We start from the raw sequence: 18,722 nt of genomic DNA, 5'->3' as shown, positions 1-18,722 counted from the left end.
CCGCCTCAGAGCGGCAGACGCATCTCCACCCGCAACCCGCCCATCCGCGCGCTGCGCCCGAGTTTCAGCCCCCCGCCATGGCCGCGCGCGATATCGGCCGCGATCGAGAGGCCGAGCCCGACGCCTTGGCCACGATCTTGGTTGCGGGCCGGATCTAGGCGCGTGAAAGGCTTGAGCGCCTCTTCATAGCGCTCCTCTGGGATCCCCGGCCCGTCATCTTCCACCGTGATCACCGCCCAATCGCCCGCCCGGCGCAGCGAGACCTCGGCCTTGCGGCCATAGCGCATCGCATTGCCGATCAGGTTTTCGAGCGCGCGGCGCAGGCTGTCGGGGCGGCAGGTGAGCAGAACCTGCCCCGGCGCCGGGCGCGCGATGAGCCGCACCGCCTGCCCGCCGCGCCCCGCATCCTCGACGATCAGCCCGACGAGAGCGCCCAGATCGACCTCCTCGGAGGGGCCCTGCGTCGCCTCGTCGCGCACCGAGGCGAGGAAGGCGTCGACGAGCTTGCCCATCTCGGCCACGTCGCGCTCCATCGCGGCGATCTCGTCGCGCGTCTCGGGGTCGTCGGGCAGGATCGAGAGCCCGAGCCGCATCCGGGTGAGGGGCGTGCGCAGATCGTGGCTGATGCCCGAGAGCATCAGCCGCCGGCTCTCGGTCTGGCGCTCGATGCGCGCGCGCATCTCGAGAAAGGCGCGCCCCGCGGCCCGCACCTCGAGCGCGCCCGCCGGCCGGTAGGGCACCACCTGGCCGCGCCCGAAGGCCTCGGCCGCGCGCGCCAGCCGCCGGATCGGACGGAGCTGATTGCGCAAGAAAAGATAGGCGATCACCGTCATCAGCAGGCTCACCACCAGCATCAGCACCAGCAATTGATGCGGGTTCGAGGCCGAGACCCGGTCGCGCGGGAATTCGAGCGCGAGCACCCCCTGCCCCGTCGTCAGCGTCAGCCGCACCCGCGCGCCGCGGCTCAGATCGACCGCGCGCAGCGCCGGCAGCGCGGCGCGCAGCGTGTCGATCACCACGATGCCGGTGAAATCGAACGCGCCGCGCGCATCGCCCGTCGCCTCGGCCTCGGCCCCGCGCACCGGCAGCGTGAAGCCAAGCCCGAGCGGCGCGGCCAGCTCGAGCCCCTCGATCTCGGCGCGCGCGGCATCGGGGGCGGTGTTGACGCGCGCCTCGATCAGCACGATCTCGCGCAGCATGGTCGCGGTCATCTGGCGGGTGACGCGCTCGAAATGGCGCTGGATGAAGACCACCGAGACGACGAGCTGGATCGTCACGATCGGCACAACGAGGATCAGCGCGGCCCGCCCGTAGAGCCCGCGCGGCATGATCTGTTTGAGCCAGCCGAAATTCATGGCTAAACCCTAGCGGGATGGCGCGCGGAGGAAAAGGGCGATGCAGGGGCGGATGGTCGATCTCGAGGCGGGGCTGCGGCGGATCAGGGCGCCGAACCCCTCGCCGATGACGCTTTCGGGCACGAATACCTATATTCTGGGCACCGGCGCGGTGGCGGTGGTGGACCCGGGACCGGCGGATGCGGGCCATATCGGGGCGATTCTGGCCGGGCTCGCGCCGGGCGAGCGGGTCAGCCATATCCTCGTCACCCATGCCCATCTCGATCATTCGCCCGGCGCGCGGCTGTTGGCGGCGGCGACCGGGGCGCCGGTGGTGGCGTTCGGGGCGCCCGAGGCGGGGCGCTCGGCGGTGATGGCGGGGCTCGCGGCGGCGGGGCTTGCGGGCGGCGGCGAGGGGGTGGACCGGGCGTTTCGCCCCGATCTGACGCTCGCCGATGGCGCCGAGATCGGCGCGGGCGACTGGTCGGTGCGGGCGCTGCACACGCCGGGGCATTTCTGCAACCACCTCTGTTTCGTCATCGGCGATGCGGTGCTCAGCGGCGATCATGTGATGGGCTGGGCCTCGACGCTGATCTCGCCGCCCGATGGGGATTTGGGCGATTATTTCCGCTCGCTCGCGGCGCTCGATGCGGTCAATGCGCGGGTGTTCTACCCCGGCCATGGCGATCCGGTGACGGGCTGCCGCGCGCGGATCGCCGAGCTCGCCGCCCATCGGCGCGAGCGCTCGGCCCAGATCCGCGCCCATCTCGCGCAGGGCCCGGCGGATATCGCGGGCCTCGTCGCGGCGATCTACACCGAGGTGCCGCCCACGCTGCACGCCGCCGCCGCGCGCAATGTCTTCGCGCATCTCGTTGAAATGACAGAGCAAAACGAGGTCGCGCCGGAGGGCCCGCTGCACCCGGGCGCGGTCTTTGCGCTCCGCGGTGGCTGAGGCGAAAAACTTCGCCCGCCCCCCTTGCGCGGGCGCGCGGGCATTTGTATAGACCGCCCATGGTCCGGCGTAGCTCAGCGGTAGAGCAGTTGACTGTTAATCAATTGGTCGTAGGTTCGATCCCTACCGCCGGAGCCAAATCCCCCGTAAATCTTTGATCTGACGACGAAAGTCGCTCACATCAGCACCACCACCGCGCCGCGTTTGTGGGGGCTGTCGGCCCGCGCATGGGCCTGTGCGATCGCATCGAAGGGCAGGCGTGCGCCGACCACGGGGCGCAGCGCACCGCGCTCGCATAGCGCGAGCACGCGCGCCATCGCGGCGGGCCCCTCGGCGGTCGTGGTCGCGCTGATCCGCCGCCCGCCCGCGCGGTGCGGGCGCAGGCCGGCGCCGAGCATCGTGCCGAGCGAGGCGGTGACCGGCGCGAGCATCCCGCCCGGCGCCACGATCGCGCGCGCCGCGGGCCAGGGCAGCGTGCCGGCGATATCAAGGACCAGATCCCAGGCGCCGCGCGGCGGGCCGTCGCGGTAATCGAGCACCCGATGCGCGCCCAGATCGCGGGCGAGATCATGGTTCTCGGCGCGCCCGCGCGCGGTGATCTCGGCGCCGAGAAACCGCGCGATCTGCAGCGCCGCGCAGCCGACCTCGCCGGTTGCGCCGTTGATCAGCACCCGCGCGCCGGGCGCAAGCCGCGCCTTGTCGATCAGGAAATCCGCCGCCGTCAGCGCGCCAAAGAGAAGCGCCGCGGCTTCGGCATCGTCCCAGCCCTCGGGCACCGCGAAAAGCCGCTCGGGCGCGATCACCAGCCGCTCGGCATGCGCGCCCATCGCGAGGCCGGTGTTGCCAAGCACCCGCGCGCCCGCCGCAAACCCCGCCACCGGCGCGCAGAGCGTGCCGCAAAACATCATGCCGAGCACCGGCTTGCGCGGCCGGCGCAGCCCAAAGGCGAGCCGTAGCCCCGCCGAAAGCCCGGGCGGCGCCGCGGCCGCGCGGATCCGTGCATCGCCCCGGGTCACGGCGGCGGCGCGCACCGCAACCTCGGCCCAGCCGGGCGGCGCCACCGGGGCGGGGATCTCTTCGAGGCTGATCACATCGGGGCCGCCATAGGCGCGCGCAAGGGCTGCTTTCATCGTCGCTCCGGGAGGTTGCGCGCCGATCGGGCCCCCGCCCCGCCGCGCCCGCAAGCCTTACTCGACGAACGCCCGCACCCCGGCGGCGAGCACCAGATAGCGCCCGCCCTTCGTCGCCGTCACGATCACGAGAAACCGCCAGAACGGCTCACGCAGCACGCCCGCGACGAAGGTCAGCGGATCGCCGATGAGCGGCATCCAGGCGGCAAAAAGGCTCCAATGGCCAAAGCGGGCATACCAGCGCTCGGCCCGGGCGCGCGCCTTGGGCGGCACCGGGAACCAGCGCCGATCGGCGAAGCGCAGCAAGAACCGCCCGAGCGCCCAGTTCACGCAAGAGCCGAGCACATTGCCCGCCGTCGCGACGGCGAGGAGCGCCCAGAGCGGGTGCCCGCCCGCGACGATGAGCCCCGCGAGCACCGCCTCGGATTGCGCGGGGATCAGCGTGGCGGCCAGAAGGGCCGCGAAAAAGAGCCCGGCGAGCGCCATTCAGCACGCCCCCGAAGGGGCGGGACGGCGGGCGAAGGGGGCAAGGCCGGGCAACATGGGCGCGACCCTAGCCGAGGCCGCGCGGCGCGAAAAGCCCCCGCCGGGCGGGCGGGGGCCTGGGCCGATCACTCGGCGCTCACTCGGCGAGCAGATCGGCGAGCTCTTCTCGGCGCGCCTCCTGATAATGGTCGAAGCGGCTCTCGAACCAGGCCGTGCCGCGCGTCGCGCCGGCCAGCGCGGCAAAGAGCGCGTCCTCCGCCGCCATCGGCAGTTCAAGCTGGAACACATCCCAGCCCGCCGCAGTCGGATGCGCCTCAAAGCCCAGCACCTGCCCCTTCAGCCCCGACACAAGCGGCACCAGCGCCCCCGAAAAGACCGAAGGCACATGGATGTCGATGCGCATGATCGGCTGCAAGAGCACCGTGCCGATCTCGGCGAAGGCCTCGCGCAGCGCCGATTTGCCCGCCGTGCGGAAGGCGAAATCGGAGCTGTCGACGGCGTGGCTCTTGCCGTCCTTCAGCTCGACCGCGAGATCGACGACGGGGAAGCCCTGCGGCCCCTCGATCAGCGCCTCGCGCACCCCCGCCTCGACCGAGGGGATGTAGTTGCGCGGCACGGCGCCGCCCTTGACCGTCTCGGTGAAGGCAAAACCCTCGCCGCGGCCCTGCGGCGCGACCGCGATCACGACATCGGCGAATTGCCCCGCGCCGCCGGTCTGCTTGCGGTGGCGATGGTGGATCTCGGTGCCGCGGCGGATGGTTTCGCACAGGCTCGGCGGCACCGGCGCCTCGGTCACCGCCACGCCGAAATCCTCTGCGAGCTTGGCGAGGATCCGGCGCAGATGCAGCGGGCCCTGGCTCGAGACGACGGGCTTGCCGGTCTTGACATCGGGGGCGACGCGCAGCCCCGGGTCGATCTCGGCGAGGCGCTCGAGCGCGGTGATCAGGCGGGTGTCGTCCTTCTCATGCACGGGGCTGAGCACGCGGCGGAAGCTCGCGGCATGGGCGCGCGCCCAGGGCGGCAGATCGGCGCCCGCGCCGGGCTCAAACGCGCGCGCGGCGGCGAGCTGATCGGATTTCACCGCAAGGCCCACGGCGCCCGGCGCCAGCGTGCCGAGCGCGGTCTTCGCGTCGAGCTCGGTCACCGAGCCGAGCCCCGCCCCGCCGAGCTGCGCGCCCTGCGCCACCGGCGCGCCGAGCGCGCGCAGCACCACGACCTTGCCCAGATGCTTGATCACATCGGCGAGCGCGCCGACCGCCGCCGCGCCGCCGAGCCGCTCGGCCGCGACCGCGACCTCGGGCGCATCATGGCGCAGCGATTTCATCAGCCGGGTGATGCCATGGCCCTCCGAGGCCGAGCCGAGGAAACAGGCCACGAGATCATGCGCCTGCAGCGTGCGCGCGGCGACCTCATAGATCTCCTCGGCCACGGGGCGGCGATCCTCGATCAGCTCCTCCATCAGCGTGTCATCGAAATCGGCATAGGATTCAAGGAGTTCCGCCCGCGCCTCGGCCTCGCGCGCCTTCACGCTCTCGGGCATCTCGATCAGCGAGGAATGTTTGCCCTTCTCGAATTTCCAGGCCCGTTCGGAGACCAGATCGACGAAGCCGGTGATCTGATCGCCCTCGCGGATCGGCACTTCGCGCAGGACGATATGGTGGCGCGAATAGGCCTGCAGGGCGGCGACGACCTCCGAGATGCGGTTGGCGGGCGCATCGACGCGGTTGACGAAGAGAATGCAGGGCAGCCCCGCCTCCTCGACCATCCGCAGATAGGGCGCGGCGAGCACGGCCGCCTCGGCATCGGCGGGCACGCAGACGAGCGCGATATCGGAGGCCGCGAGCGCCGCGCCCACCGGCCCGAGGTTTTCCGAGCCGCCCGCAATGTCGAGCGCGGCCCAGTCCTCGCCCATGAAGCCGAAGGTGGTGACCGCCGCGACGCCGGGCACGGTGAAGCTCTTGCCCGCCCCGCCCTCGAGCGCGGCGAGCGCCTGGACGAGGGTGGATTTGCCGGAATTCGAGGGCCCGAGGACGGTGAACACGCGCATGGTCTTGCTCCTGACGTTCATTTTCCGGGCCAGATTAGACCTTTGCGCGCGCCCGACCTTGAGCGAAATCAACCTTTGCCGGGCTTTGGCGGCGGGTGCGGGTGGAAATGCGGGTGCGGGTGGGGGTGCGGGTGGCTGTGGGGGCCGGCGAAGGGCTGCGCATGGCCGAAGGGATGCGCCGGCGCGGAGGCGCCAAAGCCTGATTGCACGGTGATATGGCTGTGTTCATCGCCCGCGTGGGCGTGGCTGTGGCGCGGCCCGGCCTCGGCGATCGGGATCAGCGCGAGCTGGCCATGGGCCACGCCGCGCTCGGCAAAGAGCGCCTCGGCCGCGGCGCTGAGCGCGCCGACCGGGCCGCGGGTGACCGAAACCTCGAGCGAGGTGGTGTGATCGAGCGGGATCGAGAGCGCGGCGAGGTGGTGGTCATGGGCGTCGAGCCGCGCCCGCGAGAGCCGCGCGCCAAGGTTGCGCATCGTCAGATCGACCGTCGCCGTCACCACCCCGAGCGCGGGCGCCTCGGGGGCGACATCGGCGCGCGAGGAGAGCGCCCGGCGCACCAGATCGCGGATCGCCTCGGAGCGGTTCTGCGCCCCGCTTTGCGCCATGAATCGGTCGATCTCCTCGGCGATCTCATCGGGGAGGGTGATGGTGATGCGGCGCATGGCAGCCTCGCTTGCAGCGCTGGAAAGAAGTTTACCAGCTTGATTTTCCTATAAAATCTCTCGCCACGCCAGAGATATTTGCGCTTTCCCCGCGGCCCCTGCGGGCGTATGATAAATTCTTGCAATTATCATACGCCACAGAAGCATCAGCCACCATCATGATCCGTCCCACCCTCCTCTGCCTCGCGCTCCTCGCCCCGCTGCCGGCGGGCGCGCATTTTCTCGAGATCCTGCCGCAGGCGGATGTGCTGCCCGAGGGCGGCCGGGTCGAGCTGGATCTCGTCTTCACCCACCCGTTCGAGGGCGGCCCGGTGATGGCGCTCGCCCGCCCCGTCGAGGTCGGCGTGCTCACCCAGAGCGGGCGCGAGACCCTGACCGACCGGCTCGTCGAAACCCCGCGCGAGGGGCGCTCCGCCTGGCATCTCTCCTATGATCTCCCCGCCCCGGGCGGCGCGATTTTCTATGTCACGCCAGAGCCTTACTGGGAGGCGGCGGAGGGCAAATACATCCGCCACCACGCCAAGGTCGCGGTCGATGCCTGGGCCTCGGGCGAGGGGCTCGAGGCGGCGGTGGGGCTGCCGGTCGAGATCGTGCCCCTGATGCGGCCGACCGGGCTTTGGGCGGGCAACCTGTTTCGCGGCGTGGTGCTGCGCGACGGCGTGCCGGTGCCCGGCGCCGAGATCGAGGTCGAATTCGTCAATACCGCCGGGATCGAGGCACCGAACGACGCCTATGTGACGCAGGTGATCCGCGCCGATGCGGCGGGGGTGTTCGCCTATGCGATGCCGTTTGCGGGCTGGTGGGGGTTTGCCGCGCTCCTCGAGGGGGCGGCGCTGCCCGGCCCCGATGGCGCGCCCGCGCCGGTCGAGGAGGGTGGGCTGATCTGGGTCGAGACGCGCGCGCCGGGGGGGCTCTGAGATGGCGCATATTCCCGACGGGATCCTGTCGCTGCCGGTTCTGCTCGGCGGGGCGGCGGTTGCGGTGGCGGGGGTCGGCGCGGGGCTGCGCGGGCTCGATGACCGGGCGATTCCGCGCATCGCGATGCTCTCGGCGGCGTTTTTCGCAAGCGCGCTGATCGCGATCCCGCTCGGGCCGACGAGCGTGCATCTGATGCTCGGGGGCTTGATGGGGGTGATGCTCGGGCGGCAGGTGTTCGCGGCGGTGCTGGTGGCGCTGGTGCTGCAGGCGCTTCTGTTCGGGGTCGGCGGGGTGACGACGCTGGGCGTCAACACGATGAATATCGCGGGGCCGGCGGCGGCGGTTGGGGCGGTGCTCGGGCCCTGGGTGCGGCGCGCGCCGCCCGCCCGCGCGGGCATGATCGCGGGGCTTGGCGCGGGGGCGGCGGTGCTCGCCACCGGCGGGCTCGTGGCGGTCGAGCTGTGGCTCTCGGCGCCCGAGTTTCTGCCCGTCGCGCGGGTGATGGGGCTGACCTATCTGCCGCTCGCGGCGGTCGAGGCGGCGGTGACCGGCGCGATCGTGAGCTTCCTTGCGCGCGTGGCGCCCGAGGCGCTCGCGCCCGCCCTGCCCCCCGCGCCAGAGCCCGCGCCCGCAGCGGAGCCCGCCGAATGACCCGCCTCGCGCTCCTCGTTCTCCTCCTCCTCGCCCCCGGCCTGGCCTGCGCGCATGGGGTCCGGCTCTTTGCCACCGTCGAGGGCCAAGAGGTTGTGGGATATGGGTTTTTCATCGGCGGCGGGCGGCCAGAGGGCGCCCGATGGCGCGCCGAGGCGGGCGGTGAGACCTTGGCCGAAGGGCGCACCGACACCGCGGGCGGCTTCCGCCTGCCCGCCCCCGCGGCGGGGCCGCTCACCCTCACGCTCGACACCGGCGACGGGCATATGGCCGAGCTGACACTCGGCCCCGAGCGCTTTGGCGCGCCCGCCGCCCCGGCCCCCGCGCCCGCGCCCGCCGCCGCCACGCCCGCCCCCGATACCGCCGCGCTCGAGGCCGCGCTCGCGCGCCAGATCGCCCCGCTCAGCGCGCAGATCGCCGAGCTCGAAGCCCGGCTGCGGCTCACCGATCTCGTCTCGGCGCTGTGCCTGATCTTCGGCCTCGCGGGGCTCGCGCTCTGGGCGCGGGGCGCGCGCAAATGACCCCGCGGCCGGCCGATCTGCGCGCTCGGATCCTCACCGCCATCGCCGTGCTCCTCCTCGTCGCGCCGATCACCGCGCCGGGGCCGGCGGCGGCCTTCCTCGGCGGGGTCGTGGCGCTGCTCGCGGCGGCCCGCGCCCGCCCCGATTGGCACCGGCTCCTCCATCTCGAGGCCTTCCTCGTGCTCCTCCTCGCCACCCTACCCTTCACGCTGCCCGGCACGCCGATCGCCCGCCTCGGACCCTTGGAGGCGAGCCGCGAGGGGCTGACGCGCGCGCTGGTTCTGGGGCTCAAACTCTCCGGCGCGGGGCTCCTCGCGGGGCATTTCTTCGGCCGCGAAGAGCCCGAGCGGATCGGCGCGGCGCTGCGCGCGCTGGGCTGCCCCGAGGCGCTGGTGCGGATCTTCCTCGGGCTTGCGCGCTATCAGGGCCTGCTGCGGGCCGAGGCGCGCCGGCTTTCGGAGGCGATGAAATTGCGCGGCTTTCGGCCGGGCCTCGGGCCGCGGACCTGGCGGGCCTATGGCAATCTCGTCGGCATGCTGATGCTGCGCGCGCTCGACCGCGCCGAACGGGTCAGCGAGGCGATGCGCGCGCGCGGCTATGCGGGGCGGTTTCCGGGCGCGGCGGCGCGGCCCTTGGCGCGCGCCGATCTGGCCGCGGGCGCGGCGCTCAGCCTCGGCGCCGCCGCGCTTTTGCTCTGGGACCGGCTATGATCGACCCGGTGACGCTCGAGAACCTCGAGATCGCACGCGACGGGCGGGCGGTGCTCTCCGGCGCCTCGTTCCGGCTCGGCGCGCGCGAGCGGCTGGCGATCCTCGGGCCCAATGGCGCGGGCAAGACCACGCTTTTGCGCGCGCTGATCGGGCTTGCGCCGCGCGCGGGCGGGCGGCTGCGGCTCTTTGGTCAGGACTGCGCCCGCGAGGCCGAGTTCCGCGCCGCGCGCCGCCGGATCGGCTTTCTCTTTCAGGACAGTGATGACCAGCTCTTCTGCCCCACCGTGCTCGAGGATGTGGCCTTCGGGCCGCTCAACCTCGGGCTGAGCGAGGCCGCCGCGCGCGCCCGCGCCGAGGCCGAGCTCGCGCGGCTCGGGCTCGAGCATCTCGGCCCCCGCGTCACCCATCGGCTCTCGGGGGGCGAGAAACGCCTCGTCTGCCTCGCCGGGCTTTTGGCGATGGAGCCCGATCTTCTGCTCCTTGACGAGCCCACCAACGGCGTCGATGCGGCGAACGGCGCGCGGCTGCGCGCGGCGCTTGGCGCCTATCAGGGCGCGATGATCCTCGTCTCGCATGATGACCGCTTCATCGCCGAGCTCGCCACCCGCGCGCTCGTGCTCGAGGGCGGCCAGCTCCATGAAGCGCAGATCCACGCCCATCCGCATATGCATTTCCACCCCCATATCCACGGGCTCTGACGCTTGACAGGGCCGCCCCGGCGGCGCTACTCGGGCGGGCCTGCAAGGAGAGCGCGATGGCCGTCCTGCCCTATCAGAAACCCGGGTTTTACGACACCGCGCTCGCCGCGGGCCAGCATCGCGCGATCGTCGGCGGGCGCTGGGAGGAGACGGGCGAGGCGCAGATGCGCGCGCTCGAGGATATCGGGCTCGCGCCCCATCATCACCTGCTCGACATCGGCGCGGGCTCGCTACGGCTCGGCTGCAAGGCGGTCGAGTATCTCGCGCCGGGCCATTACTGGGCGACCGATGCCTCGCGCGCCATTCTGCTCGCGGGCCATGCGGCCGAGCTCTCGGACCCCGCGCGCCTCGACCCCGCGCAGCTCATCGAGGACGCCGATTTCGCCTTCCCCGGCGTGCCCGAGACCATCACCCACGCCATCGCCTTCGCGGTTTTCCCGCATCTGCCCATGGCTTACCTGCGCCGCGCGCTGGCCAATCTGCGCGCCTTCCCGGCGCTTGAATGCTTCCTCTTCACCGTCTTTCTGGCCCCCGATGCCGCCACCGCCGCGCGCCCCTTCCGCCAAAACGACGGCGTCGTGACCCATGATATCCGCGCGCCCTATCACATGCTCGCCGAGGAGGTCGCGACGATGGCCGCCGCGACCGGCTGGCATCTCACCCGCGATGACCGGGTCTTGCCGCGCGGCCAGGTGCTGTTTCTCGCCCGCCCGGCCCCGCGCGAGGCGCGCTGAGGCGCCAAATCTCTGGTCAAATCGCGGGCCAAATCTCTGGCCAAGCCCCCGCGCGCATGGCACAAACCGAGGCAACGACAGGAGCCTCGCATGACCCAAACGCCCCGCACCGCCCTGATCACCGGCTCGGCCGGGTTCATCGGCTTTCACCTCGCCCGCCGGCTGCTCGCGGAGGGCTGGCGCGTCGTCGGGCTCGACAATCTCTCCGATTACTACGAGGTCGCGCTGAAGGAGCGCCGCCACGAGATCCTCGCCGAGGAGGCGAATTTCCGCCCGGTGATCGGCGCGGTCGAGGCGCCGGGGCTGTTGCGCGCGCTTTTCGAGGAAGAACGCCCCGCGGTCGTCGTCCATCTCGCGGCGCAAGCGGGGGTGCGCTATTCGATCGAGAACCCGCGCAGCTATCTCGAGAGCAATATCGTCGGCACGTTTGAGCTTCTGGAGGCCGCGCGCGCCTTCCCGCCGGCGCATCTGCTCCTCGCCTCGACCTCCTCGGCCTATGGCGCCAACAGCGAGATGCCCTATGTCGAGACGGTGAAGGCCGATCATCAGATGAGCTTTTACGCCGCCACCAAGAAGGCCACCGAGAACATGGCGCACAGCTATGCCCATCTCTTCGGGCTGCCGGTGACGATGTTTCGGTTCTTCACGGTCTACGGACCCTGGGGGCGGCCGGATATGGCGCTCTTCAAATTCACCCGCGCGATCCTCGAGGGCCAGCCGATCGACGTGTACAACTTCGGCGACATGAAGCGCGATTTCACCTATATCGACGATCTCGTCGAGGGGATCCGGCTCCTGATCGATGCGGTGCCGATGCGCCCCGAGGGCGCGGTGCCGGCGGGCGACAGCCTGTCGCCGGTGGCGCCCTGGCGGGTGGTCAATATCGGCAATTCGGCGCCGGTGCAGCTCACCGATTTCATCGCCGCGATCGAGGCCGCGACCGGGCGGGTGGCCACGCGCAACCTGATGCCGATGCAGGCGGGCGATGTGCCCGCGACCTGGGCCGATACGAGCCTTCTGACCGCGCTGACCGGCTATCAGCCGAAGACCCCGGTGGCCGAGGGCGTGGCGGCTTTCGTCGAATGGTATCGCGGCTACTACCGCGTCTGATTACCTCAACTTCACCCCATAACCAACGGATTGAAAAGGGTTTTACATGGCTCCCAAATTCGGAACGAGCGGCCTGCGCGGGCTGGTGAGCGAGCTCACGCCCGAGCTTGTCGCCGATTACACCCGCGCTTTTGTGGCGAGCTGCCCGGTCGGCACGGGGCTCTATATCGGCCAGGATCTGCGCCCCTCCTCGCCCGCGATCGCAGCGGCGGTGAGCGGGGCGGCGCGGGCGGCGGGGGTTGCGGTGACCGACTGCGGCGTGCTGCCGACGCCGGCGCTCGCGGCCGCGGCGATGGCGGCGGGCGCGGGCGCGGTGATGGTCACCGGCAGCCATATCCCGGCCGATCGCAACGGGCTGAAATTCTACCTGCCCACGGGCGAGATCGCCAAATCCGACGAGGCGGCGATCAACGCGGCCTATGGCGCGCGCGCAACCCCCGTCGCGGCGGCGGTGGGGGCGCTGGGCGCGGCGCCCGGGGCCGGGGCGGCCTATGTGGCGCGCTATGTCTCGGCCTTCGGGGCGCAGGCGCTGGCCGGGTTGCGGCTCGGCATCTATCAGCACAGCTCGGTCGCGCGCGATCTGCTCGTCGATCTGGTCACCGGGCTTGGCGCGACGGCGGTGCCGCTTGCGCGCTCCGAGGTGTTCATCCCCGTCGATACCGAGGCCGTCGACCCCGAGACGCGTGCGATGCTGGCCGCGCTTTGCGCCGAGCACCGGCTCGATGCGGTGCTCTCGACCGATGGAGATGCCGACCGGCCGATGCTGACCGATGACGCCGGGCGGGTGATCGCGGGCGATATCCTGGGCGTCTTGAGCGCGGCGCAGCTTGGCGCCGAGGTGATCTGCACGCCGGTTTCGTCGAATTCGATGGTGGGGGAGCTGCCGGCCTTCCGGGCGGTGCATCTGACCAAGATCGGCTCGCCCTTCGTGATCGCGGCGATGGAGGCGGTGCGGGCGGCGGAGCCGGGGGCGAAGGTGGTGGGCTTCGAGGCCAATGGCGGGTTCTTGCTCGGCTTTGCGGCCGAGGGCCCGGCGGGGCCGCTCGCGGCGCTGATGACGCGCGATGCGGTCTTGCCGATGATCGCGCCGCTGGTGATGGCGCGGATGGCGGGCTGCGGGCTGAGCGATCTGGTGGCGGGGCTGCCCGCGCGGTTCACCGCCGCCGACCGGCTGACCGAGACGCCCCCCGAGGCCTCGGCGGCGCTCCTGGCGCGGCTCGCCGAGCCCACCGCGCGGGCGGAGTTTCTGGCGCCCTTCGGCCGCGAGGCGGGCCTCGATCAGACCGACGGGCTGCGGATGCGGCTCGAGACCGGGCGGGTCGTGCATCTGCGCCCCTCGGGCAATGCGCCCGAATTCCGCGTCTATGCCGAGGCCGAGAGCGCGGCGGCGGTGGCGGAGCTGCTGGCGGGGGCGCTCGCGCGGGTGCGTGCCGCGCTCTGAGCCGGGGGCAGCGGCGGCGCCCCGGCCCGCCGATGTGCAGTCGCAGAAAATTCGCTTTTCCGCTCGGCAGAAGGCCGATAACGTGCCGAAAATTTGCCCGTTCGGCGCATGATCCGGCGGCAGGTCGGCCCGGATCGGGTTGCGACTTGTGACCTTTGGGAAAGCGTGTTTGGGTTTTCGTCTGATCTGAGAGGCAACATGATTTACCCGACTATCCTGTGCGGCGGTTCCGGCACCCGGCTCTGGCCGCTTTCGCGGCAATCCTACCCCAAGCAATTCGTGCCGCTTCTGGGCGACGAGACGCTGTTTCAGGCGGCCGCGCGGCGGCTCACCGGGCCGGGATTTGCCGCGCCTTTGGTGCTGACCAATTCCGATTTCCGCTTCATCGTGACCGAGCAGTTGCAGGCCGCGGGCGTCGAGCCCGGCGCGATCTTGATCGAGCCGCAGGGGCGCAACACCGCGCCCGCGGTGCTTGCGGCGGCGCTCACGGTGGCGGCGCGCGACCCGGCGGGGGTGGTGCTTGTCGCGCCCTCGGACCATGTGATCCCCGATGCCGAGGCCTTCCGCGCGGCGGTCGCGCGCGGGCTCGCGGCGGTCGAGGCGGGCGATATCGTGACCTTCGGGATCACCCCCGATCACCCGGAAACCGGCTATGGCTATCTCGAGCTCGCCGCCGCCCCGGAGGCCTCGGGCGCGCCGGTGAAGCTTGCGCGGTTCGTCGAGAAACCGGCCCGCACGGCGGCCGAGGAGATGCTCGCGGCGGGGAATTTCCTGTGGAATGCGGGGATCTTCCTGTTCCGCGCGGCCGATATGATCGCGGCCTTCGAGACCCATGCGCCGGAGCTGAGCGCGGCGGTGCGTGCGGCGGTCGATGAGGCGGTGCCGGATCTGGGCTTCTTGCGCCTCGCGCCCGGGCCTTGGGCGAAAGCACCTGATATTTCCGTCGATTACGCGGTGATGGAGCGGGCGGAGAACCTCTCGGTCGTGCCGTTTTCGGCGCATTGGTCGGATCTGGGCGGCTGGGGCGCGGTGCTGTCCGAGGGCGCGCGCGATGCGCGTGGGGTGGGCACCTTCGGCGCCGCGACGGCGATTGATTGCACCGACAGCCTGCTGCGCTCGGAGAGCGAGGGGGTCGAGCTCGTCGGCATCGGGCTCGAGAATATCGTCGCGGTGGCGATGAATGATGCGGTTCTGGTGGCCGATGCGCGGCGTACGCAAGATGTCAAGAAAGCGGTCGATGCGCTGAAGGCCAAGGGCGCCAAACAGGCGACGCAATTCCCCAAGGATCACCGGCCCTGGGGCTGGTTCGAGACGCTCGCGCTCGGGCCGCGGTTCCAGGTCAAGCGGATCGTGGTGGCGCCCGGCGCGGCGCTGAGCCTGCAAAGCCATCACCACCGCTCCGAGCATTGGATCGTGGTGCAGGGCACCGCCGAGGTGACGATCGACGACAAGATCCAGCTCGTGACCGAGAATCAGTCGGTCTATATCCCGCTCGGCGCGGTGCACCGGATGAAGAACCCGGGCAAGCTGCCGATGGTGCTGATCGAGGTGCAGACCGGCGCCTATCTCGGCGAGGATGACATCATCCGTTACGAGGATGTCTATTCGCGCGGCCAGGGCGCGAAGGGGTAAGCCATGAAGATCGCCGTTTTCGGGCTCGGCTATGTCGGGCTCTCGAATGCCGTGTTGCTGGCGCAACATCACGCGGTCTGGGCGGTGGATATCTCGCCCGAGCGCGTGGCGCAGGTGAACGCCGGCCAGAGCCCGATCGTCGATGCGGAGATCGAGGCGTTCTTGGCGCGCGGCGGGCTCGATCTGCGCGCCACGACCGACCCGGCCGCCGCGCTCGAAGGCGCCGAATTCGTGATCGTCGCGACGCCGACGAATTACGACCCGGCGAGCAATTACTTCGACACCTCCTCGGTGAAAGCGGTGGTCGAGACGGTCGGCGCGCTGAACCCGGCGGCGACGGTGGTGATCAAATCGACGATCCCGGTGGGCTATGTCGAGCGGCTGCGCGCCGAGACCGGGGCCGATCAGGTGATCTTCAGCCCCGAATTCCTGCGCGAGGGGCGCGCGCTGCATGACAACCTCCACCCGAGCCGAATCATCGTCGGCGAGCGCTCCGAGCGGGCGCGCCGCTTTGCCGATCTGTTGATCGAGGGGGCGGTGCGCAAGGATGTGCCGGTGCTGTTCACCGACCCCTCCGAGGCCGAGGCGATCAAGCTCTTCGCCAATACCTATCTCGCGATGCGGGTGGCGTTCTTCAACGAGCTCGACAGCTATGCGATGGCGCGCGGGCTCGACAGCCGCCAGATCATCGACGGGGTCGGGCTCGATCCGCGGATCGGGGCGCATTACAACAACCCCTCCTTCGGCTATGGCGGCTATTGCCTGCCCAAGGATACCAAGCAGCTTCTGGCGAATTACTCGGAGGTGCCGCAAAACCTGATCGCGGCGATCGTCGAGGCCAACCGCACCCGCAAGGATTTCCTCGCCGATCAGATCCTCGCGCGGGGCCCGAAGGTGGTCGGCGTCTATCGGCTGGTGATGAAGGCGGGGTCGGACAATTTCCGGCAAAGCTCGATTCAGGGGATCATGAAGCGGATCAAGGCCAAGGGGATCGAGGTCGTGGTCTATGAGCCCGCCCTCGCCGAGGCGAGTTTCTTCGGCTCGCGCGTCGTGCGCGATCTGGCCGCGTTCAAGGCCGAGGCCGATCTGATCCTCGCCAACCGTCAGACCGAAGACCTCGCGGATGTGGCGCAAAAGGTGTTCACGCGCGATCTGTTCGGCGCCGATTGAGGCCAGCCCGGGCGGGCCCGCCCGCCAAGAGAGAATTCGAAGGAGAGCCAAGATGTCCCCAAGCGCCCTGCCCCCGCATGGCTCCGCGCGCGATGTCGCGATCGTGCATGACTGGCTGCCCACGATCGCGGGCGGCGAGAAGGTGGTGGCCGAAATGGTCCGCGCCTTCCCCAAAAGCGAGATCTACACGCTCTTCGATTTCCTGACCGAGGAGGAGCGGCGCGGGCTGACCGGCGGGCGCCCGGTGCATGTCAGCGCGCTCAACCGCCTGCCCGGGGTGCGCCGCTATTACCGCTACCTGCTGTTGCAATGCACCCGCGCGATCGAGGCCTTCGACGTGACCCATCATGAGGTCGTTCTGTCCTCCTCGGCGGCGCTCGCCAAGGGGGTTCTGACCTCGCCCGATCAGAAGCATTTTGCCTATGTGCATTCGCCCGCGCGCTATGCCTGGGATCTGACGCATGAATATATCGCCACGATCGAGGGCTTTGCGCAGGGGCTCAAACGCGCCGCGGCGCGCGAGATGATGCATCGCTTCCGGATCTGGGATCAGCGCACGCCGCCGCTCGTCGACCAGTTCATCGCGAATTCCGATTTCATCCGCAAACGGATCTGGAAGGTCTACCGCCGCGAGGCCGAGGTGATCTATCCGCCGGTCGATATCGATGCCTTCAGCCTGTCGCAAAAGCCGCGCGAGGACTTCTTCTTCACCGCCTCGCGGATGGTGCCCTACAAGCGGATCCCGATGATCGTGGAGGCGTTTTCGAGCCGGCCCGACCTGCGGCTCGTGGTCTCGGGCGACGGGCCGGACATGGCCCGCGTGCGCGCGCTCGCGGGGCCCAATGTCACGCTTTTGGGCCATGTCAGCCAGGCCACGCTGATCGACCATCTGCAGCGCTGCCGGGGCTTTGTCTTCGCGGCGATGGAGGATTTCGGTATCGCCCCGGTCGAGGCGCAGGCCTGCGGCGCGCCGGTGGTGGCGCTTGGCGCGGGCGGCACGGCGGAAACCGTGCGCGGTCTTGAAAGCGCGGCGCCCACCGGGGTGCATTTCGAGGCGCAGACGCCGCAAAGCCTGCTTGCCGGGGTTGACCGGCTGATCGCGGAGGAGGCGAACCTGCGCCCCTCCGAGATCCGCGCCAATGCCGAAGGCTTCAGCCCGGCGATGTTCCGCACCCGCCTGACCGATCTGATCGAGGCGCAGCTCTGAGGCCGGGGGCGGCGGCCCCCGCCCCGGGCCCGCCCCGGGCCCGCCCCGGCCCCCGCCCCGGGCCCAGACCCGGGCCCGGCCGCCCTCAGCCGAGCGCCCATTCGCGCGCGACGGCCTGCTCGACCTGCCAGGGCGCCAGCTGCGCGGCAATCGCCTCGGCCTCGCCCTGCGCCACGCGGATGTTGAGAAACCAGCCCGGAAGCGGCCCGAAAACCGGCACCTCATAGCCGCCGTCATCGAGCTCGACCGCGCCGGTCGGGCGATAGACCACGCCGATCACGTCGAAGAACACCCCCGCGCCGTAATCGGGGAAGGCCCCGTCTTGCAGATACTCGGCCAGCTCGCGGCGGGCCTGTGCGGCATCGGCAAACCGCAGCGTCAGATTGACATAGCTCATTGCAGCGCTCCCTCGCGATAAACCTCGATCTTCTCGACCCGGCCGGTGGCGGCGGCGGGCCAATAGGGGCCCGCGATCGCGACCCCGGGCAGGATCGTGCTGACCCCGTCGGCCACCACGCGCAGATCGTAGCTGCCCGCGGGCAGGTTGGTGATCCGCGCGATATCGGCCGCGCGGGTGGTGGCGGCGCCGTTTTGCACGATCACCGAGGAACGCAGGGTCGCTTCGGTCATGTTCGGCAGCGCGACATAGGCCAGCGTGGTCGCGGTCTCGGTGTAGATGCGGCAAAAGGCGCTCGTGCTGCCCGGTAGGAACTGCACCTCGTGGCGGGCATAGCCGCCGGCCGTGACATCGGTCCTCACGTAGGTCGTGCCCGTCCCCGCCCCGCGCAGCGAGATCTGGCCGCTCACGACGCGGGCATAGGCGCTGAACACATGCGGGTTGGTGCTGCCCGTCACCCCCGGCAGCGAGATCGCCGCCAAGGCGGACGAGCCATCCGCCTCGATCTTCAGCACCGTGCCGACGACCCCCGAGAGCTTCGCCGCGGCGAGCTCGGCCGCATCGGTCACGATGCTCAGGTTCACCCCCGCCCAGGCCGAGGAGACGAGATCGGAGACGACCGTCGGGTTGGCGTTGCGGACGGTGAGTTTCGAGGTCGCGGCCGCCTCGATCAGCAGGCCGCGGATCGCGCCGGTCGTGGTGTGATCAAAACGCGGCACATCCACCGGGGCGAGCTGCAACGCGCCGGAGCTGTCGCGATAGCTGCCGGTGGTGGCGCGCGCGAAGGTCACGCCCGCGGGCAGCACGCCCGTGGTGAAGCTGTAGCGCGCCCGCAGCTGCGAGCGCCCCGCGGCCCGCTGCGCGACGGCAGGAATGGAAAACGAAAGGCTTGGCAATTGGCGACTCCTTCAAGGTTCGATCG

19 protein-coding genes and 1 tRNA gene are annotated in these 18,722 nt (G+C 70.7%); 13 read left to right on the top strand and 7 right to left on the bottom strand.

Annotated elements, in window-relative coordinates; all coding sequences use genetic code 11:
- Nucleotides 1-5: 5 nt before the first annotated feature.
- Complete coding sequence (locus LPB142_RS08370) at nt 6-1,355, bottom strand: ATP-binding protein (RefSeq protein ID WP_071166095.1); 1,350 nt, start codon at nt 1,353-1,355, stop codon at nt 6-8.
- A 40-nt stretch (nt 1,356-1,395) separates the two neighbouring features.
- Here LPB142_RS08370 and LPB142_RS08365 point away from each other — a divergent pair, with 40 nt between their 5' ends.
- A complete protein-coding gene (locus LPB142_RS08365) occupies nt 1,396-2,286 on the top strand; it encodes an MBL fold metallo-hydrolase (protein WP_071166094.1) in 891 nt (296 codons plus the stop codon).
- A 63-nt stretch (nt 2,287-2,349) separates the two neighbouring features.
- A tRNA-Asn gene (locus tag LPB142_RS08360) sits at nt 2,350-2,424 on the top strand.
- A gap of 38 nt (nt 2,425-2,462) precedes the next feature.
- Here LPB142_RS08360 and LPB142_RS08355 read toward each other — a convergent pair.
- From LPB142_RS08355 to nikR, 4 genes are all read right to left on the bottom strand, one after another.
- Nucleotides 2,463-3,416, bottom strand: a complete 954-nt coding sequence (locus tag LPB142_RS08355) for an NAD(P)-dependent alcohol dehydrogenase (protein ID WP_071166093.1) — start codon at nt 3,414-3,416, stop codon at nt 2,463-2,465.
- 57 nt (nt 3,417-3,473) lie between these two features.
- The gene (locus tag LPB142_RS08350; protein WP_071166092.1) at nt 3,474-3,902 is read right to left on the bottom strand and encodes a YqaA family protein; all 429 of its coding nucleotides are present in this window, start codon (nt 3,900-3,902) and stop codon (nt 3,474-3,476) included.
- A gap of 136 nt (nt 3,903-4,038) precedes the next feature.
- Nucleotides 4,039-5,949: an elongation factor G gene (locus tag LPB142_RS08345; RefSeq protein ID WP_071166091.1), complete on the bottom strand. Its 1,911-nt coding sequence runs from the start codon at nt 5,947-5,949 to the stop codon at nt 4,039-4,041.
- Between the two features lie 68 nt (nt 5,950-6,017).
- Nucleotides 6,018-6,611 carry a nickel-responsive transcriptional regulator NikR gene (gene nikR / locus LPB142_RS08340; protein ID WP_071166090.1) on the bottom strand — a complete coding sequence of 198 codons (594 nt, stop codon included), beginning with the start codon at nt 6,609-6,611 and terminating at the stop codon, nt 6,018-6,020.
- 158 nt (nt 6,612-6,769) lie between these two features.
- On the opposite strand from nikR, the gene LPB142_RS08335 reads away from it, so the two are divergent.
- The 11 genes from LPB142_RS08335 (at nt 6,770) to LPB142_RS08285 (ending at nt 17,403) form a co-directional block, all read left to right on the top strand.
- Nucleotides 6,770-7,528, top strand: a complete 759-nt coding sequence (locus tag LPB142_RS08335; RefSeq protein ID WP_068765255.1) for a DUF4198 domain-containing protein — start codon at nt 6,770-6,772, stop codon at nt 7,526-7,528.
- A gap of 1 nt (nt 7,529) precedes the next feature.
- Nucleotides 7,530-8,180 carry a cobalt transporter CbiM gene (gene cbiM / locus LPB142_RS08330; RefSeq protein WP_068765254.1) on the top strand — a complete coding sequence of 217 codons (651 nt, stop codon included), beginning with the start codon at nt 7,530-7,532 and terminating at the stop codon, nt 8,178-8,180.
- Nucleotides 8,177-8,701: a hypothetical protein gene (locus tag LPB142_RS08325; RefSeq protein ID WP_071166089.1), complete on the top strand. Its 525-nt coding sequence runs from the start codon at nt 8,177-8,179 to the stop codon at nt 8,699-8,701. The genes cbiM and LPB142_RS08325 overlap by 4 nt, the downstream gene beginning before the upstream one ends.
- Nucleotides 8,698-9,411, top strand: coding sequence for an energy-coupling factor transporter transmembrane component T family protein (locus LPB142_RS08320; protein WP_071166088.1), 714 nt, complete (start codon nt 8,698-8,700; stop codon nt 9,409-9,411). Before LPB142_RS08325 ends, LPB142_RS08320 begins: the two co-directional genes overlap by 4 nt.
- On the top strand, nt 9,408-10,109 hold the full coding sequence (locus LPB142_RS08315; RefSeq protein WP_071166087.1) for an energy-coupling factor ABC transporter ATP-binding protein: 702 nt from the start codon (nt 9,408-9,410) through the stop codon (nt 10,107-10,109). The genes LPB142_RS08320 and LPB142_RS08315 overlap by 4 nt, the downstream gene beginning before the upstream one ends.
- A gap of 56 nt (nt 10,110-10,165) precedes the next feature.
- Nucleotides 10,166-10,843, top strand: coding sequence for a class I SAM-dependent methyltransferase (locus LPB142_RS08310; RefSeq protein ID WP_071166086.1), 678 nt, complete (start codon nt 10,166-10,168; stop codon nt 10,841-10,843).
- Nucleotides 10,844-10,933: 90 nt separating this feature from the next.
- Complete coding sequence (locus LPB142_RS08305) at nt 10,934-11,953, top strand: NAD-dependent epimerase/dehydratase family protein (protein WP_071166085.1); 1,020 nt, start codon at nt 10,934-10,936, stop codon at nt 11,951-11,953.
- 46 nt (nt 11,954-11,999) lie between these two features.
- Nucleotides 12,000-13,394 (top strand): phosphohexomutase domain-containing protein, encoded by a 1,395-nt coding sequence (locus LPB142_RS08300; protein WP_068765249.1) that lies wholly within the window; start codon nt 12,000-12,002, stop codon nt 13,392-13,394.
- A gap of 198 nt (nt 13,395-13,592) precedes the next feature.
- Nucleotides 13,593-15,026 carry a mannose-1-phosphate guanylyltransferase/mannose-6-phosphate isomerase gene (locus LPB142_RS08295; RefSeq protein ID WP_071166084.1) on the top strand — a complete coding sequence of 478 codons (1,434 nt, stop codon included), beginning with the start codon at nt 13,593-13,595 and terminating at the stop codon, nt 15,024-15,026.
- 3 nt (nt 15,027-15,029) lie between these two features.
- Entirely contained in the window at nt 15,030-16,196 is a 1,167-nt protein-coding gene (locus LPB142_RS08290) for a nucleotide sugar dehydrogenase (RefSeq protein ID WP_068765247.1), read from the top strand.
- Between the two features lie 52 nt (nt 16,197-16,248).
- Entirely contained in the window at nt 16,249-17,403 is a 1,155-nt protein-coding gene (locus tag LPB142_RS08285; RefSeq protein ID WP_083392629.1) for a glycosyltransferase, read from the top strand.
- 85 nt (nt 17,404-17,488) lie between these two features.
- Here the strand turns inward: LPB142_RS08285 and LPB142_RS08280 are convergent, their stop codons facing one another.
- Together LPB142_RS08280 and LPB142_RS08275 are read right to left on the bottom strand one after the other, a co-directional pair.
- Nucleotides 17,489-17,800: a hypothetical protein gene (locus LPB142_RS08280; RefSeq protein ID WP_068765246.1), complete on the bottom strand. Its 312-nt coding sequence runs from the start codon at nt 17,798-17,800 to the stop codon at nt 17,489-17,491.
- The gene (locus tag LPB142_RS08275; protein WP_071166083.1) at nt 17,797-18,696 is read right to left on the bottom strand and encodes a phage head spike fiber domain-containing protein; all 900 of its coding nucleotides are present in this window, start codon (nt 18,694-18,696) and stop codon (nt 17,797-17,799) included. Before LPB142_RS08275 ends, LPB142_RS08280 begins: the two co-directional genes overlap by 4 nt.
- Nucleotides 18,697-18,722 lie beyond the last annotated feature (26 nt).

Source organism: Rhodobacter xanthinilyticus, assembly GCF_001856665.1.
GTDB lineage: Bacteria > Pseudomonadota > Alphaproteobacteria > Rhodobacterales > Rhodobacteraceae > Rhodobacter > Rhodobacter xanthinilyticus.
Note: the sequence above shows the minus strand (reverse complement) of the source record. Positions and strands in the feature narration are given on the sequence as shown.